23 protein-coding genes, 1 tRNA gene and 1 pseudogene are annotated in these 24,536 nt (G+C 70.0%); 11 read left to right on the top strand and 14 right to left on the bottom strand.

The genetic code is table 11. The features are described from left to right. The first annotated feature begins 63 nt into the window (after positions 1 to 63). From NKI68_RS09870 to NKI68_RS09860, 3 genes are all read left to right on the top strand, one after another. On the top strand, positions 64 to 600 hold the full coding sequence (locus NKI68_RS09870; protein WP_254542884.1) for an NUDIX domain-containing protein: 537 nt from the start codon (positions 64 to 66) through the stop codon (positions 598 to 600). Positions 601 to 1,139: 539 nt separating this feature from the next. Next, positions 1,140 to 4,046 carry a leucine--tRNA ligase gene (gene leuS / locus NKI68_RS09865; protein WP_254542883.1) on the top strand — a complete coding sequence of 969 codons (2,907 nt, stop codon included), beginning with the start codon at positions 1,140 to 1,142 and terminating at the stop codon, positions 4,044 to 4,046. Between the two features lie 39 nt (positions 4,047 to 4,085). Continuing rightward, positions 4,086 to 4,310 (top strand): DUF7535 family protein, encoded by a 225-nt coding sequence (locus tag NKI68_RS09860; RefSeq protein WP_254542882.1) that lies wholly within the window; start codon positions 4,086 to 4,088, stop codon positions 4,308 to 4,310. 57 nt (positions 4,311 to 4,367) lie between these two features. Here NKI68_RS09860 and NKI68_RS09855 read toward each other — a convergent pair whose 3' ends face one another. Together NKI68_RS09855 and NKI68_RS09850 are read right to left on the bottom strand one after the other, a co-directional pair. After that, positions 4,368 to 4,790, bottom strand: coding sequence for a hypothetical protein (locus tag NKI68_RS09855; RefSeq protein ID WP_254542881.1), 423 nt, complete (start codon positions 4,788 to 4,790; stop codon positions 4,368 to 4,370). A gap of 58 nt (positions 4,791 to 4,848) precedes the next feature. After that, positions 4,849 to 5,904, bottom strand: coding sequence for an ornithine cyclodeaminase family protein (locus tag NKI68_RS09850; RefSeq protein ID WP_254542880.1), 1,056 nt, complete (start codon positions 5,902 to 5,904; stop codon positions 4,849 to 4,851). A gap of 88 nt (positions 5,905 to 5,992) precedes the next feature. On the opposite strand from NKI68_RS09850, the gene NKI68_RS09845 reads away from it, so the two are divergent. Beyond that, the gene (locus tag NKI68_RS09845) at positions 5,993 to 7,459 is read left to right on the top strand and encodes a hypothetical protein (protein WP_254542879.1); all 1,467 of its coding nucleotides are present in this window, start codon (positions 5,993 to 5,995) and stop codon (positions 7,457 to 7,459) included. Position 7,460: 1 nt separating this feature from the next. Here NKI68_RS09845 and NKI68_RS09840 read toward each other — a convergent pair whose 3' ends face one another. The 5 genes from NKI68_RS09840 to NKI68_RS09825 all read right to left on the bottom strand — a co-directional run bounded on the left by NKI68_RS09840 (position 7,461) and on the right by NKI68_RS09825 (position 11,249). Next, positions 7,461 to 7,955 carry a hypothetical protein gene (locus NKI68_RS09840; protein ID WP_254542878.1) on the bottom strand — a complete coding sequence of 165 codons (495 nt, stop codon included), beginning with the start codon at positions 7,953 to 7,955 and terminating at the stop codon, positions 7,461 to 7,463. Positions 7,956 to 8,427: 472 nt separating this feature from the next. Further along, positions 8,428 to 10,107: a thermosome subunit beta gene (thsB, locus tag NKI68_RS09835; RefSeq protein ID WP_368410820.1), complete on the bottom strand. Its 1,680-nt coding sequence runs from the start codon at positions 10,105 to 10,107 to the stop codon at positions 8,428 to 8,430. 175 nt (positions 10,108 to 10,282) lie between these two features. Beyond that, positions 10,283 to 10,696, bottom strand: coding sequence for a DUF7383 domain-containing protein (locus NKI68_RS09830; protein ID WP_254542877.1), 414 nt, complete (start codon positions 10,694 to 10,696; stop codon positions 10,283 to 10,285). Positions 10,697 to 10,825: 129 nt separating this feature from the next. Beyond that, positions 10,826 to 10,957, bottom strand: coding sequence for a hypothetical protein (locus NKI68_RS23555; protein WP_256562577.1), 132 nt, complete (start codon positions 10,955 to 10,957; stop codon positions 10,826 to 10,828). Between the two features lie 211 nt (positions 10,958 to 11,168). Next, a tRNA-Ser gene (locus tag NKI68_RS09825) sits at positions 11,169 to 11,249 on the bottom strand. A gap of 74 nt (positions 11,250 to 11,323) precedes the next feature. On the opposite strand from NKI68_RS09825, the gene NKI68_RS09820 reads away from it, so the two are divergent. Next, positions 11,324 to 11,575: a DUF8593 domain-containing protein gene (locus NKI68_RS09820; RefSeq protein WP_254542876.1), complete on the top strand. Its 252-nt coding sequence runs from the start codon at positions 11,324 to 11,326 to the stop codon at positions 11,573 to 11,575. A gap of 32 nt (positions 11,576 to 11,607) precedes the next feature. On the opposite strand, the gene NKI68_RS09815 is transcribed toward NKI68_RS09820, so the two are convergent. From NKI68_RS09815 to NKI68_RS09800, 4 genes are all read right to left on the bottom strand, one after another. Beyond that, a complete protein-coding gene (locus NKI68_RS09815; protein ID WP_254542875.1) occupies positions 11,608 to 11,808 on the bottom strand; it encodes a DUF7981 family protein in 201 nt (66 codons plus the stop codon). Further along, the gene (locus NKI68_RS09810) at positions 11,805 to 12,188 is read right to left on the bottom strand and encodes a RidA family protein (RefSeq protein ID WP_254542874.1); all 384 of its coding nucleotides are present in this window, start codon (positions 12,186 to 12,188) and stop codon (positions 11,805 to 11,807) included. The genes NKI68_RS09815 and NKI68_RS09810 overlap by 4 nt, the downstream gene beginning before the upstream one ends. Before the next feature lie 207 nt (positions 12,189 to 12,395). Continuing rightward, complete coding sequence (gene ilvA, locus NKI68_RS09805) at positions 12,396 to 13,607, bottom strand: threonine ammonia-lyase (protein ID WP_254542873.1); 1,212 nt, start codon at positions 13,605 to 13,607, stop codon at positions 12,396 to 12,398. Between the two features lie 210 nt (positions 13,608 to 13,817). Beyond that, positions 13,818 to 14,210: a gamma-glutamylcyclotransferase family protein gene (locus NKI68_RS09800; protein ID WP_254542872.1), complete on the bottom strand. Its 393-nt coding sequence runs from the start codon at positions 14,208 to 14,210 to the stop codon at positions 13,818 to 13,820. 96 nt (positions 14,211 to 14,306) lie between these two features. Here NKI68_RS09800 and NKI68_RS09795 point away from each other — a divergent pair. Both NKI68_RS09795 and NKI68_RS09790 read left to right on the top strand, forming a co-directional pair. Further along, positions 14,307 to 14,456 (top strand): annotated as a pseudogene (locus NKI68_RS09795) (MATE family efflux transporter); the annotation flags it as partial. A 54-nt stretch (positions 14,457 to 14,510) separates the two neighbouring features. Continuing rightward, positions 14,511 to 15,836, top strand: coding sequence for an MATE family efflux transporter (locus NKI68_RS09790; RefSeq protein WP_254542870.1), 1,326 nt, complete (start codon positions 14,511 to 14,513; stop codon positions 15,834 to 15,836). A 5-nt stretch (positions 15,837 to 15,841) separates the two neighbouring features. Here NKI68_RS09790 and NKI68_RS09785 read toward each other — a convergent pair whose 3' ends face one another. Next, positions 15,842 to 16,363, bottom strand: coding sequence for a hypothetical protein (locus NKI68_RS09785; protein ID WP_254542869.1), 522 nt, complete (start codon positions 16,361 to 16,363; stop codon positions 15,842 to 15,844). Between the two features lie 202 nt (positions 16,364 to 16,565). Beyond that, on the bottom strand, positions 16,566 to 17,699 hold the full coding sequence (gene citZ, locus NKI68_RS09780) for a citrate synthase (protein ID WP_254542868.1): 1,134 nt from the start codon (positions 17,697 to 17,699) through the stop codon (positions 16,566 to 16,568). Between the two features lie 255 nt (positions 17,700 to 17,954). Between citZ and NKI68_RS09775 the strand changes: the two genes are divergently transcribed. Next, entirely contained in the window at positions 17,955 to 19,202 is a 1,248-nt protein-coding gene (locus tag NKI68_RS09775) for a potassium channel family protein (RefSeq protein WP_254542867.1), read from the top strand. Positions 19,203 to 19,236: 34 nt separating this feature from the next. Here the strand turns inward: NKI68_RS09775 and NKI68_RS09770 are convergent, their stop codons facing one another. Further along, the gene (locus NKI68_RS09770; protein WP_254542866.1) at positions 19,237 to 19,581 is read right to left on the bottom strand and encodes a DUF7536 family protein; all 345 of its coding nucleotides are present in this window, start codon (positions 19,579 to 19,581) and stop codon (positions 19,237 to 19,239) included. Positions 19,582 to 19,695: 114 nt separating this feature from the next. On the opposite strand from NKI68_RS09770, the gene NKI68_RS09765 reads away from it, so the two are divergent. The 3 genes from NKI68_RS09765 (at position 19,696) to nasA (ending at position 24,527) form a co-directional block, all read left to right on the top strand. Beyond that, positions 19,696 to 20,652, top strand: a complete 957-nt coding sequence (locus tag NKI68_RS09765) for a succinylglutamate desuccinylase/aspartoacylase family protein (RefSeq protein ID WP_254542865.1) — start codon at positions 19,696 to 19,698, stop codon at positions 20,650 to 20,652. Between the two features lie 341 nt (positions 20,653 to 20,993). Next, positions 20,994 to 22,046 carry a pyridoxal-phosphate dependent enzyme gene (locus NKI68_RS09760; RefSeq protein ID WP_254542864.1) on the top strand — a complete coding sequence of 351 codons (1,053 nt, stop codon included), beginning with the start codon at positions 20,994 to 20,996 and terminating at the stop codon, positions 22,044 to 22,046. 393 nt (positions 22,047 to 22,439) lie between these two features. After that, entirely contained in the window at positions 22,440 to 24,527 is a 2,088-nt protein-coding gene (nasA, locus tag NKI68_RS09755; RefSeq protein WP_254542863.1) for an assimilatory nitrate reductase NasA, read from the top strand. Positions 24,528 to 24,536: the final 9 nt, after the last annotated feature.

Here is a 24,536-nt window from a genome sequence, read left to right as displayed (position 1 = left end):
CGACGCGGAGCGTACCGTGCGTCCCGAAAGGCTGAAGCGAGACCGCTCGCTCCGTCCATCCTCATGTCGGTCTACGAGGAGAGCAGAGCGCAGGTCGGCGCGGTGATACGCCGTCTGGCCGAGGAGCACGGGGAGTTCGAGGTCATCGACAAGACGTGGGAGCACCCACGCACCCGGCACGAAGCCATCGTCGAGCGCTACGAGAACGGCGGACTCGGCGGGGGCGGAGTGTGGCTGACCAACGAACGGGGAGAGGTACTGCTCGTTCGCAACGTCGGCGACGACGGATGGGCGGATCCGGGCGGAAAAGTCGAACCCGGCGAGACGCACGAGCGGGCCGCGAAGCGGGAAGTCAGAGAGGAGGCGGGCGTCGACTGTCGGATAACGGGCGTCCTCGAAGTCCACTGGATAGAAAACCGGTGCGTCGAGGGCGACGCTCCCGCCGTCTGTGAGGCCATCGTGATCTTCACCGGGAAGTACGTCGACGGAAAACCCCGCCCTCGTGAGGGCGAAATCGCCGAGGTAGGGTGGTTCTCCGCGCCACCCGAGGAGGTCCTGTACGAGGAGGTACGGACGAGGTCGTACTCGGAGATCGAGTAACGCATCCTCGTCAGCGATGCTCGTACGACGAGGGGATCGAAGGTACCGCACCGCGAAAGCGCCGCGGACGACGCCATGCCTCGATTGCACTCGATGTTTCACCCTTCGACGGTCTCACAGTATCCACGAGTGGCGACCGGCACACCGTCGAAGCGAAGCGGTTTGAGCAGGGCTCGAGACGGGAGCTACAGTACATGGGTGTGCGAATCGTACCGAGCTACGTCACGGCCTCATATTGAAAATTTTCCCATATAGTTGTACTATGGCCACAACGCGGCCACGGATGTTCAAAATCAGAGGGGAAATTTTTACTGTAGTGCGCTGGACGATCCAGTAATGATAGAAGGGTTCGACCTGCCACCGGACGCTCCTGGACGGTACATCCCACTGAACGTCCCGCGGAGTCTCTCCCGAACCCGGCGGAACTCACCGACGATGGGCGACGAGACGTCTTCGTCGCCGAGTGATCGATCCTTCGACGGATGCAGAGAACGATATCGGCGTCTAGTTCTTTACCGCTCGCCCGTCTCTCCTCCCCCATGAGCGACTACGACCCGCACGCCGTAGAGGAGAAGTGGCGCGAGCGGTGGGCGGAGAAGGGGACCTACGAGGCCGACCCCACGGACGACCCCGACCCGACGTTCGTCACCGTCCCCTACCCCTACCCGTCGGGGGGGATGCACATCGGGCACGCCCGGACGTACACCGTGCCGGACGTGTACGCGCGCTACCGCCGCCTGCGGGGGGACACGGTGCTCTTTCCCATCGCGTGGCACGTGACCGGCACGCCCATCGTGGGGGCCGTAGAGCGCCTGAAGAGCGGCGAGGAGAAGCAGCTCTCGCTGCTCCGGGACACCTACGAGGTGCCCGAGGAGACGCTGGAGGAACTCGAGACGCCGATGGGGTTCGCCCGGTACTTCATCGAGAACCACTACAAGAAGAACATGAAGGCGCTCGGGCTCTCGATCGACTGGCGGCGGGAGTTCACTACCAACGACGAGCGCTACTCGAAGTTCATCACCTGGCAGTACGAGACCCTGCGCGACCGCGGGCTGCTCGAGAAGGGTCTCCACCCGGTGAAGTACTGCACCCGCGAGAACAACCCCGTCACGACCCACGACCTGCTGGAGGGCGAGGAGGCGGAGTTCCAGGACTACACGCTGATCGAGTTCGAGTGGGAGGCGAGCGGCGACGAGAAATCGGCGGTCGTCCCGATGGCGACCCTGCGCCCGGAGACGGTGTACGGCGTGACGAACGCGTTCGTGAACCCCGACGCGGAGTACGTCCGGGCGAGCGTGGACGGGGAGCCGTGGGTCGTCTCCCGCGAGGCGGTCGAGAAGCTCCGGCTGCAGGCACGCGAGGTCGAGGTCGAGGAGGCGTTCGCGGGCGAGCGGCTGGTCGGCGAGCGCGTCGCGAACCCCGTCACGGACGAGGCGGTGCCCGTGCTCCCGGCGTCGTTCGTCGACCCGGACAACGCGACGGGCGTGGTGATGTCCGTCCCGGCGCACAGCCCCGACGACTGGGTGGCGCTGCGGGAGGCCAAGGCCGACGCCGAGGGCATGGCGGCCCACGGCCTCGATCCCGAGGCGGTGCGGGCGATCGAACCCCGCGCGATCCTGACCGTCGAGGGGTACGGCGAGTTCCCGGCCCGCGACGCCGTCGAGGAGCGGGGCATCGAGTCCTCTGCCGACCCGCGGCTGGCTGAGGCCACGCGGGAGGTGTACAACCGCGAGTTCCACGCGGGCGTGCTCGGCGAGCAGTACGGCGAGTACGCGGGCGAAGTCGTCGAGGACGTCCGCGAGGCGCTGAAGCGGGAGTTCGTCGACCGCGGCGCGTTCACCTCGATGTACGAGTTCACCGAGGAGGTGATCTGCCGCTGCGGCGGGGAGGTCGAGGTGGCAGAACAGGAGACGTGGTTCCTGCGGTACGACGATCCCGACTGGAAGACGGAGGCCCACGAGGCGGTCGAGGGGCTCACGGCGATCCCCGAGAACACCCGCGAGCAGTACGACCACACGATCGACTGGCTGAACGAGTGGCCCTGCATCCGCAACTACGGGCTGGGCACGCGCCTGCCGTGGGACCCCGACTTCGTCATCGAACCGCTGTCGGACTCGACGATCTACATGGCCTACTACGCGATCGTCCACCGACTGCGCGACGTCCCGCCGGAGGACCTGACGCGGGAGTTCTTCGATACGCTGTTCTACGGGAGGGAAGCCGTCGAGAATCCGGACGACCGCGCGCTCGCCCTGCGCGAGGAGTGGGACTACTGGTATCCCGTCGACGTCCGCTGTTCCGCGAACGACCTCATCGCGAACCACCTGACGTTCTACCTGTTTCACCACGCCGAGCTGTTCGACCGGCCGAACTGGCCGCGGGGGATCACCGTCATGGGCATGGGGTTGCTCGAGGGCGAGAAGATGTCCTCCTCGAAGGGCCACGTCGTCCTCCCGGCGGCGGCCATCGAGGAGTACGGCGCGGACACCGTCCGGTTCTTCCTGCTCAACAGCGCCGAACCGTGGCAGGACTACGACTGGCGAGACGACGCCGTCGGCGACGTGCGCGATCAACTGACCCGTTTCTACGCCCGCGCGGAGGCGGTGATCGAGGCCGACGCCCCCGACGAGCGTCCCGACCTGCGGGACGTCGACCGCTGGCTGCTCTCGAAGCTCGCGGCGACCGTCGCGGACGTGACCCGCGCGATGGACGGCTTCGAGACGCGCACCGCGAGCCAGGCGGCCTTCTACAACTTCGAGGAGCACCTGCGGTGGTACCGCCGGCGGGCGGGCTCCGGGGAGGCCGGGATCGCGGACCTCGACCGCGCGGGGGCACGCTGGACGCTCCGCGAGGTGCTCCGCACCCGCCTCCGCCTGCTCGCGCCGTTCGTCCCGTTCCTCGCGAACGAACTCCACGAGCGGCTGACGGGCGAGCCGGCGACCGAGTGGCCCGCGGCGGTCGAGGCGTGGCGTGACGAGCGAAGCGAGTTCCGCGAGGCACTGATCGCCCGCCTCGCGGACGACGTTCGCGACATCGTCGAGGTGACGGGCACCGACCCCGAGCGCGTCCGGATCGCCGTCGCCGACGACTGGAAGCGCGACGTGTTCGACGCCGTGGTCGAGCGGGCGCTCGCGGACGACGCCGAGCGCGCGACCGCCCCCGACGTCGGCGCGGTCATGGGCGAGGTGATGGCGGATCCCGATCTACGCGAGCGGGGCGAGGCGGTGAACCGGCTGGTGGGCGACCTGGCTGAGGCGGTCCGCGGGCGCGAGGCGGCGACGGTCGACGCCATGCGCGAGGTCGACGAGCGGGCGGTCTACGCCGACGCGTCGGACTTCCTCGAACGCGAGTTCGACGCGGAGATCGAGGTGACCGTCGAGGCGGACGCCGACTTCGAGCGGGCGGGACGGGCGACGCCCTTCCGTCCTGCGATCCACATCGAGTGAGCGAACAGGGATTTATTTCCGCGCGGCGTAGCGGTAAGCATGAGCCAGGACCCGAACGAACAGCAGGGCCTCGCCGCGCGGATGCGAACCGTCACGCCGGAGTACTTCGGCCGGCCGGACGCGGAGATGAGCGCCATCGGCTGGGCGCTCTTTCTCGGCATGGTGATCCTGCTCGTGCCGCTACTGCCCTTCATCGCGATCGTCTGGGCCGTCTCGAAGCTGTTCGAGCGCGGTGCGGAGCGACGGGCGCGACGGCGGGAGTAGTGCAGGCGGGAGTAGCGGAGGCGGGAGTAGCGGAGGCGGGAATAGCGGGAGTCCGAATTACGCCGAGCGCCGTGACGGCAATCGATACAGAGCCACGTAGATGACGACCGTTGCGACGCAGAGTACGATTAGCAACGAACGCGCCACGTTCGGGAACGCGAGGACGGGGTCGTCGACGAGGACCTGGAGGACGCCGTAGAGAGACCATACCAGCAGCGTCGCGAGGAAGGCCGCGGAGGACACGTCGTAGAACGCGTCGATGGCCCGCGCGACGCGGGGTCGCTCGCCCTCGTAGGGTCGCGAGAGCGCGGTGAGCGCGAGGAAGATCGCCGCGGCGAACCCGGCGTACGCGAGCGCGACCGCCGCGAGTCCGACCGTCCCGAAGAGCCGCGCCAGCGGGTACGACGCGACGACCGTCGCGGCCGCTCCGCCGCCGAGGGCCGCGATCACCCGCGTGAATCGATCGATGGAGCGTGGCATCGGGTGGTGACTGCGTCCGTGAACGTACCGAGGACGGAAGACCGTTACGTCGCTCTCGTCACCGAACGCGCGTGTCCACGAGGTCGAACGGGTAGCCCGCGCCGGTCTCCTTCGCGTGCTCGTAGACGACGTGCGCGGTCGCGATGTCCTGGATCGCGAGGCCGGTCGAGTCGAAGACGGTGACGCCGGTGTCCGCCGTTCGGCCCGGGCGTTCCCCGACGACGATCTCGCCGATCGCGGCGTGGATGTCGTCGTCGGTCAGGACGCCCTTCGAGTAGGGGACGTTGATCTCGCCGGAGTGGGTGGTCTGGGCGTGGTCGTCGATGACGAGCGTCGCGTCGAGCAGTATCCCGTCCTCGAGTTCGTGCTTGCCGGCGGCGTCCGCGCCCATGGCGTTGACGTGCGTGCGCTCGCCGACCCACTCGCGCTTCACGATCGGCTCCTCGACGGGCGTGACCGTCGAGAGCACGTCGCAGGCGGCGGCCTCCTCGACGCTCCCGGCCCGCACGTCGAAGTCGTCGCCGAACCGATCGCGGAAGGCCGCGACCCGCTCCGCGTCGATGTCGCTCACGACGACGCGCTCGATAGGTCGGATCGCGCTGATGGCCTCCAGCTGGGTGTACGACTGGACGCCCGCGCCGACGATGCCGAGGGAGGTCGCATCCTCGACGGCGAGGTGGTCGGTGGCGACGGCGGCCGCCGCGCCCGTGCGCAGGCGCGTGACGCTCGTCCCGTCCATCACGGCCAGCGGGAAGGCGTTCCGCGGATCGGAGTAGATGACCGTCCCGAGCACGGTCGGCAGGTCGTACCGATCGGCGTTGTCGGGGTGGACGTTCACCCACTTCACCCCGGCGGCGTCCCAGTCGCCGGACGCGTCGGAACCCGCGGGCGAGTCAGACCGCCCCGAAGGGCCGTACTCGCTCTTCCGGACGTCGAGGTAGGCGGGCATCGACCGGAAGTCGCCGTTGTACCGCGGCAGGTCGATGTAGGACTTGGCGGGCATCTGTGCGTCGCCGTGCTCGTAGGCGGCGAAGGCGTCCTCGACCGCCGCGATGACCTCGGACATCTTCGCGTTGGCGAGGACGTCCTCGGGGTTCAACAGCAGCGTCTGCATGACGGCAATACTTTCCTCCCGGTACTTAATGCATCTGAAGCGCCCGCGAGCGGGGAAAGCTTTTGTCCGCGTCGGCGACAGTGATCGTATGCGACACGTCCCGCTCGCGCTCGCGCTCGTCCTCCTCCCGCTCGCCGGTTGCAACGGGATCGTGCCGGGGATCGACGGCGGCGAGATGCCCCCCGTGACGCCCGCCGAGGTACCGCGCGACATGTACGGCGGGACCATCGCCCCCGGACTCACCGAGCAGCGCGTCGTGAACGCCTCCGCGCTGCTCCGCGCCCACCGCGAGGTGCTGGCGGGCCGCTCGGTGACGGTCGCGTCGCGATCGACCTACCGGGAGGGCGGACGGGTCGTCTGGGATCGGCGCACGACGTTCCGCCACAGCGCCGACGGGAAGCGCGTGGAGATCGTGGTTCGCGATCCCGCCGACCCGGAGGGCGGGTACCTGACCCGGATCTGGTCGAACGGCTCCGTGACGGTCTTCGACGAACGACGCGACGGGCGATCGTCCGTTCGGGTGGACCGCAGCGGCGACCGGTTCGATCCCAGGATGCACCTGGCGGGGCTGGGACACGCGTTCGCCGAGGGGACCGTCGTCTCCGTCCGCGGCCTCGATACGGGCGGGACCTACGACGTCTTCGAGGTGACCGTGGCGAGAGAGCTAGCGGGATTGCCCGGTGAGCGCTCGTCGACGACTTTCGTCGTGGACGAGCGGGGGTTCATCCGGCGGTTCACCGAGACGGACCGCGAATCCGACGGGCGGGACGGGCGGCGAACGGTGCGACGGCGGACCGTCCGCTACGAGCGCGTCGGGGCGACCGAGGTCGGGCGTCCCGCCTGGGTCGCCGACGCGCTCGGTCGGGTCGCGAGCCGCGAGTACGTCGCGCCCGGCGTGACGAGCGAGCGGGTCGTGGATCCGGACGCGCTGCGCGGGGCGCACCGCAGGGCGCTCCGGAACGTCTCGGTGACCTACGAGTACGAACGGACGCGCCGAGCGGAAAACGGGACGGTGCTCGTCCGCTACGCCGGGACGACGTGGGTAGGAGCGAACGGACGGAACTACTACCGGATCGAGGAGCAGTACGACGACGAGCGGCGGGGGCGCGACGAGCGCTGGTCGAACGGGACGGTCACCTACGTGCGGCGCGTCGGCGTCGACGGTGAGCCGAGGTACGACCGGCTGGGCGCGACGGATCACCGCGCGCGGTCCCCGTCGTTCAGTCGGAGCATCGTCTTCGCCGAGGAGACGACCGTCACGGCGCTCGGCGACGGTCGCTACCGCGTCGTCGCGACCGGAATTCCGATAGACGGCCGGCGATACGGGGACGAGGGGAGGGCCGAGGTCCACGACGGTCGCGTCGAGTTCGTCGTCCGCGAGGACGGTTTCGTCGAGGAGTACGTCGAGACGTACGTGCGCGTGGAGGGGGAGCGAACCGTCCGCCACCGCGAGACGTTCCGGTACGTGAACCGCGGGACGACGGACGTGCCGCGACCGGCGTGGCTCGAGGAGGCGGCGAACGAGACCGACTGGCAGGTGGTCGCGGACAGGTAGCTCAAACGCTCGACGCGAAATCGATGGCGACCTCGCCCTCTCGGACGGTGACGCGCACGACCCGACCGCCGTCGCGGCTCAGGACGACCGCCTCCCGGTGGGGTCGGCCGCCGTCGACGCGCACGGCGAACGGGAAGTCGGTCATCCCCGTCGCCGCGAGCGGGAGCGCCTCCGCGTAGCGGGCCGTCCCGCCCCCGTCGAGTTCGACGGTCGCGCCGAACGACGACTCCCCCGCACCGTTCGCGATCCGGACGCGGACGGCGTGCGCGACGTCGTCCGCGTTGACGAGGTGGAGCGCCGCGTACGCCTCGGGCCGTCGGCCGACCGATCCGTCGCCGGTCGTGGGGGGCGTGGGGGACGTGGGCGACGACCCGTTGGCGTCGTCGGGCGTCGAGGACGCGTTCGCGTCACCGGGCGACGCGACGCACCCGGCGACGCCCAGGGCGACCGCCGCCGCCACCGAACGGAGGATCGTTCGACGTGAGCGAGGACACATGCACTCCCAGTACCTGACGATGAGTGATATGTTTTTCTGTGTGAATAGTCTAATTCGAAATAACATCGTCGGTAGCTGTCTCGGTGGCGGTGCGGATCGGCGCGGCGCGAACCCAGCGCGGCGGTCGAGCGGTTTGAGACGGAGATGGTTGGCGAGCGGTGGCTCACGCTCGGCGAGCGAAAACAAAGAGGAAGCGTTCGGCGGGCGGTTCACCGGCGCGCTCACCGCGAGCACCGCGGAGCGGTGCGAGCGGGCCGAGGAGCGAACGGAGGTGCGAAGCACCGAAGTGAGCGACGAGTGTCCTCGCGAACGGAGTGAACGAGGGCTCGTCGGAGCTCTACTCCGACGGTGCTTTTGATCGAGCTTTTGCCGAGCGAGGGCCGCTAGGCCCGAGCGCAGGGCAAAAGGTCGTCCTACATCGGCGGGCCGAACGGAGTTCGGCTGCCTATGTGAACGTCGGTTCAGCCGACGTTCACATAGCGCCGCCCATGCCGCCCATGCCGCCCATGCCGCCCATGCCGCCCATGCCGCCGGGTGCGCCGCCCATCTCCTCGTCGTCGTTACCGCCGGTGGACAGGTCGCCCGCGGCGATGATGTCGTCGATCTTGAGGACGAGGTTGGCGGCCTCGGTGGCCGAGGAGAGCGCCTGCTCCTTCGCGTGGGCGGGTTCGACGACGCCCGCGTCGAAGGTGTCCTCGACCTGGCCGGAGAAGACGTTCAGGCCGGCGCGGATCTGGTCGTCCTCGTGGGCCGCGCGGAGGTCGACCAGCGTGTCGATGGCGTCGAGACCGGCGTTCTCCGCGAGCACGCGCGGGACGAGTTCGAGCGAGTCGGCGAACGCCTCGACGGCGAGCTGCTCGCGCCCCTCGACGGAGTCGGCGTAGTCGCGCAGGCGGCGGGCGAGTTCGACCTCGATAGCGCCGCCGCCGGCGAGCACGCGGCCGTCGGAGACGGTCTGCGCGACGACGTCGAGCGCGTCGGTGATGCCGCGCTCCAGTTCGTCGACGACGTGGTCGGTCGAGCCGCGCAGCAGGAGCGTCACGCCGTGGCTGTCGCCGCCCTCGACGTAGAACAGCTCGTCGGCGTCGTCGCGGCGGACGCTACCGGTGCCGAGGTCCTCCTCGGTGGCGCTGTCGAGGTCGCTGACGATGCGCGCGCCGAGGACCTCCTTCAGGAACTTGACGTCGGACTTCTTCGCGCGGCGGACGGCGAGGATGCCCTTCTTCGCGAGGTAGTGCTGGGCGAGGTCGTCGATGCCCTTCTGGCAGAAGACGACGTTCGCGCCCGTGGCCTCGATCTGCTCGACCTTCTCCTTGAGCTGGGCCTCCTCGTTGTCGAGGAACTGCTGGAGCTGGTCGGGGCTGTCGACGGAGAGCTGCGTGTCCACGTCGGCCTCCTCGATCTCGATCGGCTCGTTGATGAGCATGACCCGCGCCTCCCCGACGGTGTCGGGCATGTCCGGGTGGACGGGGTCCTTGTCGATGGCCGCGCCCTGGAGCAGTTCGGACTCGCCCGCGGCGCGCCCGGTCTGGGTCTCGATCTTCACGTAGTCGAGGTCGACGACGTTCTCGCCCTCGGGGCCCTCGACGGTGACCTGCTGCACCGCGTCGACGATGAGCTGGCCGAGCAGCTCCTTGTTCAGCTCAGCGCCCTTGCCGGTCATGGAGGTCTCGGCGACCTTGCGCAGGAGTTCCTCGTCGTCGGTGTCGACGCGCTCTGCGATGTCGTCGACCTCCTCGCGGGCCCGCTGGGACGCCAGGTGGAAGCCCTTGATGACCGCCGTCGGGTGGATGTCCTGCTCGAGCAGGTCCTGGGCGTTCTTCAGGAGTTCGCCCGCGATGGCGACCGCGGTCGTCGTGCCGTCGCCGGCCTCGTCCTCCTGGGTCTCCGCGACCTCGACGATCATCTCGGCCGTCGGGTTGTCGATGTCCATCTCCTGGAGGATGGTGACGCCGTCGTTCGTGACGGTGACGTCGCCCATCGAGGAGACGAGCATCTTGTCCATCCCCTTCGGACCGAGGGTGGAACGTACCGCCTCGGCGACCGCTCGCGCGGCGGAGATGTTGTGAGACTGTGCGTCGCGGTCTTTCATCCGCTGGGAGTCCTCGCCGAGAATGATCATCGGCTGGCCCATGCGTTGTCGCTGGCTCATAATCGAGTCGAACGTTGTTTGTGATTCTATATAAAAGTTCAGGATTCGGGGACGGACGTGCTACCACGGGACGGTCGGAGCGATCGCGACAGGCGGTTGACGTGGCTCACGTGGGGCGAACCCGCCACCCACCGCGGGTCGAGCCGCCATCTCCGATCCGCGAGGCGCGATCGTTTTAAATACTATCGACGTCCGACGTCGGCTCGCGCCAGTTCACCCGTACCGTCCCGACGGCGAAGTCGTCGCCCGACTCCGTGTCGCGGCGGATCTGGATCGCGTTCTCGCCCGCGCGGAGCGTCGCGCCCGTGAGCACGTCCATCCAGCACTGCCAGCCCGCGGCGGGGGGGAGGTCGAACCCCGAGAGCGCCTCGCCGTTGATCAGGACCTCGTGGCCGTACGTCCCGACGTCGAACGCCTGGATCGTCACGTAGCCGTCCACCGCACCCTCGACCGGGACCCTGAACACCCGTTCGGTCGACTCGTCGCCGACGAACTCCGCCCACGGGATGTCGAGGGCGTCCGGATCCGTCCCGAGGTGCTCGCTGAACTCAACGAGCGCGTAGTTGCTCCGGTACCGCTGCTCGTCCATACCGAACCGACCGGGCCGAACCACATAGCAGTCGTGGATTCGACCCGTCCGCGACCGGACCTGTCGCCCGTTCCAGTCGAAATCGGGGGGTCGTGAGGCACGCTACGCAGGTTCGAGCGTCTCGTCCGCTCAAATCCTCTCGTCAGTGATGTAGACGCTCACGTCCGTTCGCGTCACAATACGCCAGGACAGGGATTTGAACACGGTCGTTCCGCTCGCGGTCGCTCGCTTCACTCCCTGCTCAAATCCCTTCGTCAGCATCACACGAACTCGAGCCCTAGCGGCGCGGTTCATCGCGCCGCTAGGGCTCGATTTCGAGAGGACGCCAGGACAGGGATTTGAACCACGCCCGAGAACCTGTGCCTGCGGCACAGAACCTCGGTCTGATTAAAATCCCTTCGTTGTCATTGTACGGAATCGCGGACATTCGTAGCGCGACGAGACGCGCTACAGAGTTGCGATTCCAGGAGAACGCCAGGACAGGGATTTGAACCCCGGATCCCAGAGGGAACACGCTTTCCAGGCGTGCGCCTTACCACTCGGCCATCCTGGCTCGTAGGGTGGTACCCGTCGGCTCGGTTAAGTCCTTTCGTTTGCCCGGCGAAACCCTTTGCCGGCGGGGGCCGAATGCCACGCGCAATGGTCGCGCTCAGTTCGGACGAGAAGGGGAAGGTGCTCGTCGACGCCGAGGGGGAAGCACTCGGCGTCGTGACCGGCGTCGAGGACGGGGTCGCGTTCGTCGACCTCGATCCGGGCGTCGGGGAGACGATCCTGGCCGGACTCGGCCACGACGAAGCCGACGCGGACGACGTCGCCGTCGAGGCCGACCTCGTCGCGGACGTGACCGAGACGGAGGTTCGGCTCCGAGGAGACATCTGACGCGAGGAACGTCGCCGAGCGGCCGAGACGGCTCACGCCCGCCTGTAGAGCCGGTGTTCGGTGACGTACGCCGCCGACGCGGCGAGCGCGCCGACGACCGCGGCGAGCGCCAGCCGCGCGGGGAAATCGACCGGGAGCCGTCCGATCGCGAGGTCGTAGCCCTGCACGAGCACGAGGAACGCGAGCGCGCCGACCAGTCCCCAGAGGAGACTCGACCGGAGCCGCGATCTCACTCCGCGAGCGAGGCGACCGCCTCGATCTCGACGCCGACCCCCTTGGGGAGCGCCCCGGCCTGCACCGCGCTCCGGGCGGGCGGCTCCTCGTCGAAGAAGCCCGCGTACGTCTCGTTCATCTCCTCGAAGTCGTCGATGTCCGCGAGGAACACCGTCGTCTTGAGCACGTCCGAGAGGTCCGCACCCGCCTCCGCGAGGACCGCCTCGACGTTCGAGAGCGCCTGCTCGGTCTGCTCGGCGATGGAGGCGTCGTCCAGCAACTCGCCGTCCGGCGTGAGGGGAATCTGTCCCGCGGTGAACACGAGGTCGCCGGTGGTCGTCGCCTGGCTGTACGCGCCGACGGCCGCGGGCGCGTCGTCCGTGCTGATGATGCGCTTCATACCCGACCCCTCCGCCGGAGGGAGCATAAATCCCGGCGGAGGGGTCGAGCACGCCGGGCGAACGCCGACAGGTTCGTGACGACCGACCGCGACTTCGAGCGCCTGCGCGCGGACGAGGACGTAGAGGACGTGAACCCCGTCCCGGAGGACGTCCTCGCGCGCGGTTCGGCGGGGCGGGGACGTGATGCCCGCCGTTCGGGACGCCGCTCACACGAGCACTTCGACGGGGTAGCCCTTCGACTCCAGCGTCTCGATGAGTCGGTCGACGTGGTCGTGGCCGCGCGTCTCGAGGTCGAGTTCCACCTCCGCCGAGGACATCCCGACGTCGCGGGCGGTGCGGTCGTGCTGGATGGCGTAGATGTTCGCGCGCTCGCCGGCGATGACGCCCGCCAGGTTGCGCAGCGCGCCGGGTTCGTCCTTGAGGACGGTCTTGATGCGCAGGTAGCGCCCTCGTTCGAGGAGCCCGCGCATCAGGACGGTCGTGAGCGTGTTCGAGTCGATGTTCCCCCCGGAGATCACCGGGACGACGACCTCGCCCGATTCGTAGTCGAACTTCTCGCCGAGCGCGGCCGCGAGGGGGACCGCGCCGGCACCCTCGGCGAGCACCTTCGAGCGCTCCAGCAGGTAGGTGATCGCTATCGCGATCTCCGGGTCGGAGACGGTGACGACCTCGTCGACGCGCTCGCGGATGACGTCGAAGGTCCGCTCCCCGGCGTGCGTGACGGCGATGCCGTCGGCGATGGTGTCGACGCCGTCGCAGGAGACGACCTCGCCCTTCCGAAGCGAGTCGGCGACGCTCGACGCGCCCGCCGCCTGCACGCCGACCACGCGCACGTCGGGGTCGATCCCCTTCACCGCGGTGGCGACCCCCGAGATGAGACCGCCGCCGCCGACGGGGACGACAACCGCGTCGACCGCGGGGAGGTCCTCGACGATCTCGAGGCCGATCGTCCCCTGTCCGGCCATCACGTCGGCGTCGTCGAAGGCGTGGAGGTAGAACCGCCCCTCCTCGCGCTCGATCTCGTGGGCGCGGGCCTGCGCCTCGTCGTAGCCCGCGCCGTGGAGGACGACCCGACCGCCGTAGCCCTCCGTCGCCTTCACCTTCGAGATGGGCGCGTTCTCGGGCATGACGATCGTCGCGTCCACGTCGGCCCGCGTGGCGGCGAGGGCGACCCCCTGCGCGTGGTTGCCCGCGCTGGCGGTGACGACGCCGGCCTCGCGCTCCGACGCGGAGAGGGTGGCGATGCGGTTGGTCGCCCCCCGGATCTTGAACGCGCCCGTCCGCTGGAACTGCTCGTACTTGAGGTGGATCTCCGCGCCGGTGAACTCGGAGAACGTGTGGGAGTACTCGATAGGCGTGCGAACGGCGGCGTCGCCGATCCGCTCGCGGGCCGCGTACACGTCGTCGAGCGACAGCATATGCCCCGGCGTACCCGGTGGTCGGTGTTACGTGTTTTGAAAGGCCGGGAGGGACCCGACCCGTGGGGAAAACACAGGTGGTGCGTTCCGAGTCCGTTCGGAACGTGTGACACCTCTCCGATGAGCGAGGAGACGTATAAACTCTCCCCATCCACACTGAAAGTGTAATCGCGTGACAGCGGCCGCTTTTTCCGACCGTCGGACGGACGGCTAACGGACGTCGTTCGTTCGTACCACGACGGGTCGAGATTGAATGAAGTCCCTGACGCGCTCGGGGAACGGCCCGTCGCCCGGCCACTCGGCGGGAGCGAACAGCGCCTCGGGGTCGCCCACGTACGTCCACACCGACCCCGAGCGTGCGTCGCTCGGGACGCGGACGCGGGCGTAGAGGCCGCGATCGACGCCCTCGTAGGCGTCGAGCGTCGCGAGGGCCGAGGTGCGCAGCAGGCGACCCCGCGTCTCGCCGCCCGGAGCCAGCGTCGGGTACGTCCCGTCGACGCGGTGGAGCCCCGAGAGCGTCGCCTCGCCGGCGTACTCGTAGTCGTCGAGGACCTCGTCCGCGCGCGCCGGGTCGGTCAGCGTCCCGTAGACGAACACGTCCATGTGGACCGTCGCCCGCACGGACACGTAAACGGACCGGCACGCTCAAACGACGATCGGTCGAACCGTCGTGTCGTGCCGTCCGCGTCGCACCGCCGCGTGCTCGCCGTGTGGAGGCGCGTGTTCGACCTCTCGTGGCCGGTGATGGCCGAGCAGACGTTCCGGACGCTGATGCGGACGACGGACGTCGTGATCGGCGCGACGATCTCGCCGATCGCCGTCGCCGCCATCGGCCTCGCGGACCTCTACAGATGAGCAAGGCGAGTGCCTCGGGGTCGTACGGAAGATCTTCGATCTTCCGCGATGACGAGAGAGCGTCGCTCTCTCGAACCACTTGACCCCGAGGCGGTTCACGCCCGCTTTCCCCTTTGGATCGGCCTCGGCATGGGCGGCGGGGCGATCGCGCTCTCCAGCCAGGACACCGGGGCGTCCCCGACGTCCCGGACACCCGATGCCGGAGGCGACGGGACCCCCGACCCTGCCGACGCCGGCGTCGCACGCGCCGTCGCGAACCGCGACCAGGCCATCAGCACGGCGCTCCTCGCCGGGGCGCTGCTCGGCCTCCCGTTCGTCGCGTTCGGCCTCCTGTTCGGACGTGAAGCCATCGCACTGCTCGGCGCGCCGCCCGAAGTGGCGCGCCTCGGCGGCACCTACCTCGCGATCGTCTTCGCCACCGCCCCGGCCCGCCACGTCTCGCTCGTCGCCGCCCGCTCGCTACAGGGAACCGGCGACACCCGAACGCCGATGTACGTCAACGTCGTCGCCAACGGGCTGAACATCGCCGGCAGCGTCGCGCTCGGCCTGGGGTGGTTCGGCGCGCCCGACCTCGGCGTGGTCGGCGTCGGCCTCGCCACCGCCGCCGCGAACGTCTTCACCGCCGTCGTCCTCACGGCCGCGCTCCGCACGGGGTGGACCGACGCTGGCCTGGTCCGCCCCGCTGACCCGATCGTCGCCCGACAACTCCTCGCGGTGAGCGCCCCCGCCGTCGCCGAGGGGCTGGCCTCGACGCTCGCCGCCTTCCCGCTCAACGCGATCCTGCTCGGCTTCGGGACGGCGGTGAACGCCGCCTACCAGATCGGTCGGCGGGTCTTCCAGCAGGTGACGAGCCCCCTCTCTCGCGGGTACAACGTCGCCGCGAGCGTCGTCGTCGGGCAGGCGCTCGGCGACGGCGACCCCGGCCGGGCGCGCTTCGAGGGCCGGGCGACCGCGGCACTCGGTATCTGCACCGTCGGCGTCGTCGGCCTCCTGCTGGTCGGCGTCGCGGACGCGTTCGTCGCCGCGTTCACCGACGACCCCGAGACGACGCGCTACGCGGTCGCCTTCGCGCGCGTCTACGGTCTCACCGCGTCGTTCCTCGTCGTCTTCGTCGTGCTACAGGGGGCACTGCGCGGCGCGGGCGAGACGCGCGTCCCACTCGTCGCGCGCACGTCCGCCCTCTTCGGGTTCCTCGTCGGGTTCACCTACCTGGCGGGCGTCGTTCTGGGCTACGGCGTCGTCGGGGCGTACGCGGGCATCGCGCTTGCGTACGTCTGGATGGCGCTCGTCGTCGCGGTCAGCTTCGGGCGCTCGGACTGGGCCGGGCGGGCCGCCCGGATGATGGCCGAGCGCGGCAGTCTCGCGGAGGACTGAACCGCTCAGGCGAGCGCGGAGAGCCCGCCGACGAGGCCGACAACCGCGAGCAGGCGGAACGCCGTCCCGACGAAGGCGGCGACGGCGAACTTGACCGGGTTCGTCTCCACCACGCTGAACGCGTAGATGAGCGCCGTGTCGGGCATCAGCGGGACGGCGAGCCCCGCGGTGAGTCCGAGGTAGCCGTGTCGACCGACCCGGCGGACGAACGCGCGCTGTCGCTCCGCGACCCACGCCGGAACCCGCCCGTAGACGCGGACGAAGGGGTTCGACCGCGTCGCCCCGTCGCGCACGTGGAGGGCGAGCAGGCTACCGGCGGCCTTCCCGAGGCTACTCGCGACGATGAGCAGTCCGAGTTCGACGCGCGGGTCGAACCCCAGGTCCAGCGGGACCGCGAGCACGACCTCGCCGGGGAAGGGGAGGACGGTCGCCACGAGCAACGAGTAGACGAGGACGACCAGCAACCCGAGGGGACCGGTGGAGGTCTCGAGTAGCGACTGCACCACCGGGGGGACCGTTTCGTACACGGAGAGATGGGAGTCGTCGGGGAACGTAAGCTTCTTGGCTCGACGTTTTGCTGCGGTCGCGTGCCGGCGACACGCTCCGCGGTCGCCGGCCGCTCCCTGGCAAAACCTCGACTAAAACCGCTTCGGGCTCCCTCCGGTCGCCCTCGCGGCCGCTCGCGCTCCGCGCTCGCGGGAGCAGTGCTGGCCCACGACGTCTGCTAGTCTACCGCTCGTCGGCCGACGCGTAGTCCAGGCCCCGCTCGCCGACGTACCGGGCGCGGGGGCGGATGAGGCGGTTGTCCTCGTACTGTTCGAGGACGTGGGCGATCCAGCCGCCGACGCGGCTGACGGCGAAGATGGGGGTGTAGATGTCGACGGGGATGCCCATCTGGTAGTAGGTCGAGGCGGAGTAGAAGTCCACATTCGGCGCGAGGCCCTTCTCCTCCCGGAGGTACTCCTCGATGGCGACGCTGTAGTCGTACCACTTCTGCTCGCTCGCCTCGCCGAGCGCCTTCGACTTCTCGCTCAGGATGCGCGCGCGGGGGTCCTTCACGTTGTAGACGCGGTGACCGAACCCGGGGACGCGGCGGCCGTTCGCGAGCGCGTCGTCGATCCACTGCTTGGGGTCCTTGTCGCTCTCGTCGACCTCCTTCAGCATCTCCATCACGTCCTGGTTGGCCCCGCCGTGGAGGCTACCCGAGAGCGTCCCGATCGCGCTCGTGACGGCGCTGTGGAGGTCTGCAAGCGTCGATGAGGTGACCATCGCGGAGAACGTCGAGGCGTTCAGTCCGTGGTCGGCGTGGAGCACGAGCGCCATGTCGAACGTCTCGGCGAGCACGTCGTCCGGCTCCTCGCCGTTGAGCATGTAGAGGAAGTTCGTGGCGTGCGAGAGGTCCTCGCGCGGGGCGACCGGCTCCTCGCCCTCGCGGAGGCGGGTGAACGACGCGAGCGCCGTCGGGAGCTTCGCGGTGAGGCGACGACCCTTCCGGAGGTTCGCCTCGCGGTCGGTCGGGTCGGCGTCCGCGTCCGGATCGTACGCCGAGAGGTCGGACGCGATCGTCCGCATGGCGGCCATCGGCTCCTCGTCCGCGGCGGCGAGTTCGCGGACGAGGTCGTGCATGCCGTCGGCGAGGTGACGCTCGGTCGCCATCGCGTCGGCGAACTCGGCGAGGTCGCCCGCCTCCGGGAGTTCGCCGTGCCAGAGCAGGTAGACGACCTCCTCGAAGCTGGCCTCGCGCGCGAGGTCGTCGATGGAGTAGCCCCGATAGATGAGCCGCCCGGCATCCCCGTCGATGAAGCTCAACTCGGATTCGGCGACCAGCACACCCTCGAGCCCCTTCTTCAGCTCGTCAGCCATACGCTATCGGTTCCGGAGCCGAGTCTAAAAGGGTTATTATTGATGGACCGCCAGCGGCCCTGACGTCGCCGTCTGGCCCGAGACGCCCGTTCGCCAGCCGCTGGCCACCAGCCGCTGGCCACTATCTGCCGGCCACCATCTGCCGGCCGCCATCCGCCTGCCGTCGACGATCGGGAGCGACGCTCCGGGGTCGACGACGGGCGCGAGCGGCCGTCCCCCGGCAACCCTTTTACCCCGCCGACCGGAGGGGAGGACATGAACCGCGAGGTCGAGTACCAGCCCGTCAGCGTGAAGGAGGTCCTGGCGGAGATGAAAGACACGGCGGAACTCCTCATCGACCTGTCGTACTCGGCCGTCCTCCTCGGCAGCGACGCCATCGCGGAGGAGGTGCTCGACCTCGAGGATCGGATGGACATCCTCCAGATGCGCGCCCGGATGAGCCTGCTGATGGCTGCGCGCAACCCGGAGGACGCCGAGGCGCTCGCGCCCGTCCTCGGCGTCGTCGGGGCCGCGGAGAAGATCTCCGACGCCTCCGGCGACATCGCGAAGATCGTCCTCGAGGACATCGGCCTCCCCGAGGCGATGCGCGCCGCCCTCCCGGAGGCCGTCGAGACCCTCGTGCGCGCGACGCTCTCCCCCGACGCCGACCTCGCGAACCGGACCCTCGACGACGTCAACCTCGAGACCGAGACGGGCGTGCGGGTCATCGCGATCCGGCGCGACGGCGAGTGGCTCACCAACCCCGGGGCCGACACGCTCCTCGCCCCGGGCGACGTGCTCCTCCTGCGCGGGGACGAGGAGGCGCTCTCGGAGGTGTACGAGCGGGCGACCGGCCGGACCTACGAGACCGTCGAGGCCGCCGAACCGGCGATCGACGACCTCGAGCGCGCGGTCGACTCCATCGTCCTGATGAAGAACATGAGCGAACTCGCCGTGGACCTCGCCTACGGCGCGGCGCTGTTCGACAGCACGGCCGTCGCCGAGGAGGTGCTGGAACTCGAGGCCGAGGTCGACGCCCTCCAGTCGCGCTTCGAGGCGTGGACCCTCCAGGCCGCCAGCCGCGTCGAGGATCCCGTCTCCCTCCGGGGTCTGGTCCACCTGGCGCGCTCGACGGAGGTGATCTCCGACGCCGCCCTGGAGATCAGCGAGGGGGTCCTCCGCGGACTCGGAACCCACCCCGTCGTCGCCGAGGCGGTGTTCGAGTCGGACGAGGTCATCGTCCGACTCCGGGTCGCGGAGGGGAGCGCTCTCGACGGGGCGACCCTGCGCGACGAGATGGTCGCCACCGAGACGGGCATGCGCGTCATCGCCGTCCGGCGCGGATCGGTCGCGGGCACCACAGCCCAGTCGCGTTTCGGCCGCGAGCGCGGCGAGTGGGTGGTCTCCCCGCGCGCCGAGACCGAACTCCACGCGGGCGATGTCCTCGTCGCCAAGGGGACGCGAGCCGGGGCCGGACGCCTCGCCGAACTGGCGGGCGACGACCTCGACCGGGAGTACGAGTGAGCGGAGGCGAGCGCGAGCCGACGGCGGAGACGCCTCAGAGCCGACGGGCCGCCCGGGACGCGGAGACGAGCGTGAGCGCGAGCGTCGCGAGGAGCGCGACGCCCACCCCGAGGACGAACGCGAGCGCGAGAAAGAGCAGCGGACCCGGGCCGGTACCGGGGACGGGACCCAGCAGTTCGAACACGCGGACGGCGTAGACGAGCGCCGCGACGACGAACCCGACGGCCACCCCGACCCTCGCGTTTCGCCCGACGTTCAGCGCCGCGGCGAAGGCGGCCGTTCCGGGGCGTTCGGGGACCGCTCGCGGCTCCCCCGCGCTCTCGCGCTCGCCGTCGCCGCCCCGTTCGAACGTGCCGGAAGCCGGGTCGTCGTCTGTCACGGTCGCAGTTCGGCCGTCGCCCACAAAGCGTCTTCGTGCGGCGGACGGCGACGGACGGCGTCGGAGACTCCGAGACCGAACCGCCTAAGAGCGTGTGTCTACCGATTACATACAATGACGACGCTCGGTACGGCGACCGCCGCTCCGGGGGAGGTAGCCGTCGGGCGCTTGGCCGTCGGCGAGGCCCGCGACGGAAGCCAGGTCGCGCTCCCGGTCGCGGTCATCAACGGCGCGAACGACGGCAAGACCCTCTATCTGCAGGCGGTGAGCGACGGCGACGAACTCAACGGCGTCGGCGTACTCCAGCGGCTGATCCCCCAGCTCGACCCCGAGGCGATCTCGGGCGAAATCCTCGTGACGGGGATCGTCAACGTCCACGGCTTCTACGTCGCCCAGCACCGCAACCCGATCGACGACACCAAGATGAACCGGGCGTACCCCGGCGACGCCAACGGGACGTCAAGCGAACGGATCGCCGCCGCCACCTTCGAGGCGGCCACCCGCGCCGACCTCATCCTCGACCTCCACCAGGGATCGACCAGCCGGATGATCGACGAGACGCGGGTCCGCTGTGGCCACCGCCACCGCCTCCACCGCGAGTGTCTCGAACTCGCGAAGGTGTTCGGCTGCGGGTACATCCTCGACCAGAAGGGTCCCGACGGCCAGCTCGCCCGCGCCGCCCCGGACGAGGGCATCCCCACCGTCGACCCCGAACTGGGCGGTAGCGTCGGGTGGGACGAGGAGAGCATCCGCCTCGGCGTCCGGGGCGTGAAGAACGTCCTCGCACACTACGGCTTCACCGAGGGCGACGTGGAGATCGAACCGCAGACCCGCGCGACCGGGTTCGAGCAGTACGGCGCGCCCGCGGGCGGCCTCATCACGTTTCACAAGGACCTCGGCGACGACGTCGTCCGGGGCGACCCCCTCTTCGACGTCACCGACGCGTTCGGCACCGTGAAATCGACCGTGACGGCCGACTCCGGGGGGATCTTCTGGCGCACCCGACGCCTCCCGCAGGTCGCCACCGGCGAGTACGTCTGCTCGGTCGGGACGGACATCGACGAGGTGTAAAACCACATTTTTTGGCGGGGGCCTCGCGGCAGCCTTCGGCGGCCACTCGACCCCCGCCAAAAAATCTGCATTGTTGGACGCGAAGCGTCCAACAGGCTTCCAGAACCGCGGGCGGTTCTGGAAGGACCAAAAAAGGCCGCGGACGCTCTTCGACCGCCCCCGCCTGGCGGTACGAACCTTCAAGTACCGGAACGGGACCAGAGACCCCATCGTCTGAGTACGGCCGCGGGACGGTCGAGGCGGGAGTGCGACGCGCCGTTCCGCGAGGGTGCCACGCGTCGCCTGTTCGCCACACCGAGCGCGACCGAAACCGACAGGTCTGGCGCTCACCAGCCTCGGGTATGCTCTACTGCCCCGCCTGTGGTACCGAGTACGACGACCGGTGGCGCTGCGAGTGCGGCCACCCGCTCGAGTTCGCCGAGGAGCCGCGACCCGATCGGTACGAACCCGACCCGCGCGAGGGGCTGTGGGCGTACACCCCCTTCCTTCCGGTGGAGAAACGCGTGACGTTGGGCGAGGGGTACACGCCGCTCGTGGACGCGCCGAAGTGGGACGCCGGGTTCAAACTGGAGTACGTCTTCCCGACGGGGAGCTTCAAGGACCGCGGAGCGACGGCGACGCTCTCGCGGGCGGTCGAGGTCGGCGCGGAGCGCGTCGTCGAGGACTCCTCCGGCAACGCGGGGGCCGCGATCGCCACCTACGCCGCCCGCGCTGGGGTCGACTGCACCATCTACGTTCCCGCGGCGGTCAAGGAGTCGAAGGTCCGCGCCATCGAGCGCGCGGGGGCGGAGGTGGTGCGCGTCGAGGGGAGCCGCGAGGCCGTCACCGAGGCGTGCGTCGAGGCCGTCGAGACGTGCGGAGGGTGGTACGCGAGCCACGCGTGGAACCCCGCGTTCTTCGCCGGGACGGCCACGTTCGCCTACGAGGTCGCCCACCAGCGCGACTGGACGGTGCCCGACGCCGTCGTCCTCCCGCTCGGCCACGGAACGCTCTTTCTCGGCGCGTACCGCGGCTTCCGCGCGCTCCGCGAGGCGGGCTGGACCGACCGGATGCCCCGGTTGCTCGGCGTGCAGGCGGCGGGATACGATCCGATCACACAGGCGCTCCACGGGTCGTCCGACGGGCGGAACGACCTCGCCGACGGAATCCAGATCCGCGAGCCGGTGCGCCGCGACGAGATCCTGACGGCCATCGAGGCGACCGACGGCGACGCCATCAGCGTGGACGCCGCGGCCACCGAGCGCGAGCTAGACGCCCTTCACGCGAACGGCTTCTACACCGAGTCGACGTCCGCCGTCGCGCCCGCCGGACTGCGCGAGTACCGCGAGCGCGGCGTGATCGACGCCGACGCGGACGTGGTCGTCCCGCTCACCGGAAGCGGACTGAAGACGTGAGCGGGACGGTCAATCGGACCCCCAGACCCACCTCGCCGCGGGAGGGACGCGGTGGTCGAACGGTGAGAGGACGGTGCGGATCGCCGGCGCGCGGTCGGGCGATCGACCTCCCTACCGCCGCGTCGATCGCCGACCGACGGGAATGTATTTCGTCCAGTTTTTCGAGGGGTGTCCGCCTCGGAATTGGACGAAAAATTCCCTTAGTCGCGTAATACACGTTGTGTTTTTGGCCGTTCGTCTGCCGATGTCGCACACAAAGAGACATTCATAAACAGTTGAGACTATAAATCAGTACTGTATCAACTTTTTACGTCGAGTACCAATGAAACACGACCGAGATTCGAGATTCGCGGACGTTCGTCCACCTCGATCGCGTCCCGCGGTGGTGCGCCGATGAGCGAACAGGTCCCGACGACGTGCATGCGCTGCGCCGTCGGGTGCGGGCACGTCCAGCAGGGCGCGGCGATCGGGTACGGCGTCGACGCGGTGCGCGGCGACCCGGCCCACCCCGTCAATCGCGGGCTGGCCTGTCGGCGGGGGACGAGCGAGTCGGCCGACCCCGACGGCGAGTGGCTTACCCGCCCGTTGATCAGGCGCAGCGGCGAGCTAGTTCCGACGACCTGGGACGTCGCACTCGGGGCGGTGATCGCTCGCTTCCGGGCGATCACCGAGCGGGACCCGAACGGCGTGGCGGTCCTCGGGAGCGGCCAGCAGACCAACGAGGCGGCGTACGCCCTGGGGAAGGTCGCCCGCGGCGGCGTCGGGACGCGCAACTACGACGCCAACACGACGCTCTGCATGGCCAGCGCGGTCCGGGCCTACTACGACGCGTTCGGGAGCGACGCGCCCCCGCCGACGTACGACGACGTCCCGCTGGCCGACGTGCACGTGATCTGGGGGGCGAACCCGGCGGTCGCGCACCCGGTGCTCTTTCGCTGGATCGAGGATAGCGCGGCCGACGGCGACCTCGTCGTCGTCGATCCCGTCGAGACGCGGACCGCGGCGCGCGCGGACCTCCACGTCCGACCGAAGCCGGGTGCCGACCTGGCGCTCGTCCGCGCCGTGCTCGCCGCCGCCGTCGAACGCGACGGGATCGACGAGGCGTTCGTGCGCGAGGCGACGACCGGGTTCGAGGCCCTGCGCGCTCGGTTGCCGACCGTCGAGGCGGGGGCGGCCGCGGCGGGCGTCCCGGCCGGGACGGTCCGCCGACTCGCGGCGCTGCTCGACCGTCGGACGCTGCTCTACTGGGGGATGGGCGTCAACCAGAGCGCGAACGGGACCGCGACGGCGCGGGCGCTGATCGACCTCTGTCTCGCCACGGGGAACCTCGGACCGGGGCGCGGGCCGTTCTCGCTCACCGGGCAGGCCAACTCGATGGGGACGCGCGTCTGCTCTTCGAAGGGTACCTGGCCGGGCCACCGACCGTTCGACGACCCGGCGGCGCGAGCGGCGGTCGCGGCGACCTGGGGGGTCCCCGAGGCGCGCCTCCCGGACGACGCCGGTCCGGGGCCGGTCGGGATCGTCGACCGCGTAGGGAGCGAGGTCGAGGCCGTCTGGACGGTGGCGACGAACCCCGTCGCCAGCCTGCCCGACGCGGACCGGGCCGCATCGCGGCTGGACGAGGCGTTCCTCGTCGTCCAGGACGCGTTCCGCACCGAGACCGTCGAGTGCGCCGACGTCGTCCTCCCGGCCGCGACGTGGGGCGAGTCCTCGGGGACGGCGATGAACATGGAGCGGACGGTCTCGCGGGTGCGCCCCGTGACCGGGACGCCCTCGGGGGTCAGGAGCGACCTGGACCTGATCGCGGCGATCGGGAACGGCGTCGCTCCCGGCCTGTTCCCGGACGCGCCGCCGTCGGCCACGGCGACGTTCGCCGAGTTCGCCGCGCTCACCGCGGGGACGAACGCCGACTGCTCGGGGATCACGTACGAGCGACTCGACGCCGAGCGCGCCGTCCGCTGGCCCGCGCCCGACGCCGACTCGGTCGGCGGCTACCGCTACCGCGACGGCGATGGCTGGTCGTTCCCGACGGCCGACGGCCTGGCGCGCTTCGGGGCGCAGGTCGCCGCCGACCCCGCGGAACCGACCGACGAAGCGTACCCGCTCACGCTCACGACGGCGCGGACGGCCGAGGCGTACAACACGGGGGTCCGCTCGCGCGCCGGGCCGGGGGATCGCGGGGCGCTGGTCGCGCGCGTCCACCCGGCGACGGTCGAGCGCCACCGGTCGGGGATCGAGCGCGGCGGGGACGGGCCGACCGCGACGCTCCAGTCGCGCCGGGGGGCGGTCCCCGCCCGCCTCGTCCCCGACCAGGGCGTCCCGGAGGGGGTGGTCTGGGTGCCGATCCACCACCCGCTCGCCAACCGACTCACGCTCCCGGCGGTCGATCCGCTGTCACGAGAGCCGAACTACAAGCAGTGCGCCGTCAGGCTGGTCGCGCCCGAGCGGTCGCGGGGCGTCGCGCTCCCGGAGGTGAGCTGAGTGGGGCTC

It is taken from the genome of Halomarina pelagica, from assembly GCF_024228315.1.
GTDB lineage: Archaea > Halobacteriota > Halobacteria > Halobacteriales > Haloarculaceae > Halomarina > Halomarina pelagica.
This window is presented reverse-complemented; position numbering and strand designations above follow the sequence as displayed.

Coding starts and splice junctions, on each gene's coding strand:
- NKI68_RS09860 (WP_254542882.1), top strand. CDS start 4,086: ATGAGCCAGGACCCGAACGAACAGCAGGGCCTCGCCGCGCGGATGCGA.
- NKI68_RS23555 (WP_256562577.1), bottom strand. CDS start 10,957: ATGCTGACGAAGGGATTTGAGCAGGGAGTGAAGCGAGCGACCGCGAGC.
- NKI68_RS09845 (WP_254542879.1), top strand. CDS start 5,993: ATGCGACACGTCCCGCTCGCGCTCGCGCTCGTCCTCCTCCCGCTCGCC.
- NKI68_RS09840 (WP_254542878.1), bottom strand. CDS start 7,955: ATGTGTCCTCGCTCACGTCGAACGATCCTCCGTTCGGTGGCGGCGGCG.
- nasA (WP_254542863.1), top strand. CDS start 22,440: ATGAGCGAACAGGTCCCGACGACGTGCATGCGCTGCGCCGTCGGGTGC.
- citZ (WP_254542868.1), bottom strand. CDS start 17,699: ATGGCTGACGAGCTGAAGAAGGGGCTCGAGGGTGTGCTGGTCGCCGAA.
- NKI68_RS09800 (WP_254542872.1), bottom strand. CDS start 14,210: ATGGACGTGTTCGTCTACGGGACGCTGACCGACCCGGCGCGCGCGGAC.
- NKI68_RS09760 (WP_254542864.1), top strand. CDS start 20,994: ATGCTCTACTGCCCCGCCTGTGGTACCGAGTACGACGACCGGTGGCGC.
- NKI68_RS09810 (WP_254542874.1), bottom strand. CDS start 12,188: ATGAAGCGCATCATCAGCACGGACGACGCGCCCGCGGCCGTCGGCGCG.
- NKI68_RS09820 (WP_254542876.1), top strand. CDS start 11,324: ATGCCACGCGCAATGGTCGCGCTCAGTTCGGACGAGAAGGGGAAGGTG.
- NKI68_RS09775 (WP_254542867.1), top strand. CDS start 17,955: ATGAACCGCGAGGTCGAGTACCAGCCCGTCAGCGTGAAGGAGGTCCTG.
- NKI68_RS09790 (WP_254542870.1), top strand. CDS start 14,511: ATGACGAGAGAGCGTCGCTCTCTCGAACCACTTGACCCCGAGGCGGTT.
- ilvA (WP_254542873.1), bottom strand. CDS start 13,607: ATGCTGTCGCTCGACGACGTGTACGCGGCCCGCGAGCGGATCGGCGAC.
- NKI68_RS09870 (WP_254542884.1), top strand. CDS start 64: ATGTCGGTCTACGAGGAGAGCAGAGCGCAGGTCGGCGCGGTGATACGC.
- NKI68_RS09855 (WP_254542881.1), bottom strand. CDS start 4,790: ATGCCACGCTCCATCGATCGATTCACGCGGGTGATCGCGGCCCTCGGC.
- thsB (WP_368410820.1), bottom strand. CDS start 10,107: ATGAGCCAGCGACAACGCATGGGCCAGCCGATGATCATTCTCGGCGAG.
- leuS (WP_254542883.1), top strand. CDS start 1,140: ATGAGCGACTACGACCCGCACGCCGTAGAGGAGAAGTGGCGCGAGCGG.
- NKI68_RS09850 (WP_254542880.1), bottom strand. CDS start 5,904: ATGCAGACGCTGCTGTTGAACCCCGAGGACGTCCTCGCCAACGCGAAG.
- NKI68_RS09830 (WP_254542877.1), bottom strand. CDS start 10,696: ATGGACGAGCAGCGGTACCGGAGCAACTACGCGCTCGTTGAGTTCAGC.
- NKI68_RS09765 (WP_254542865.1), top strand. CDS start 19,696: ATGACGACGCTCGGTACGGCGACCGCCGCTCCGGGGGAGGTAGCCGTC.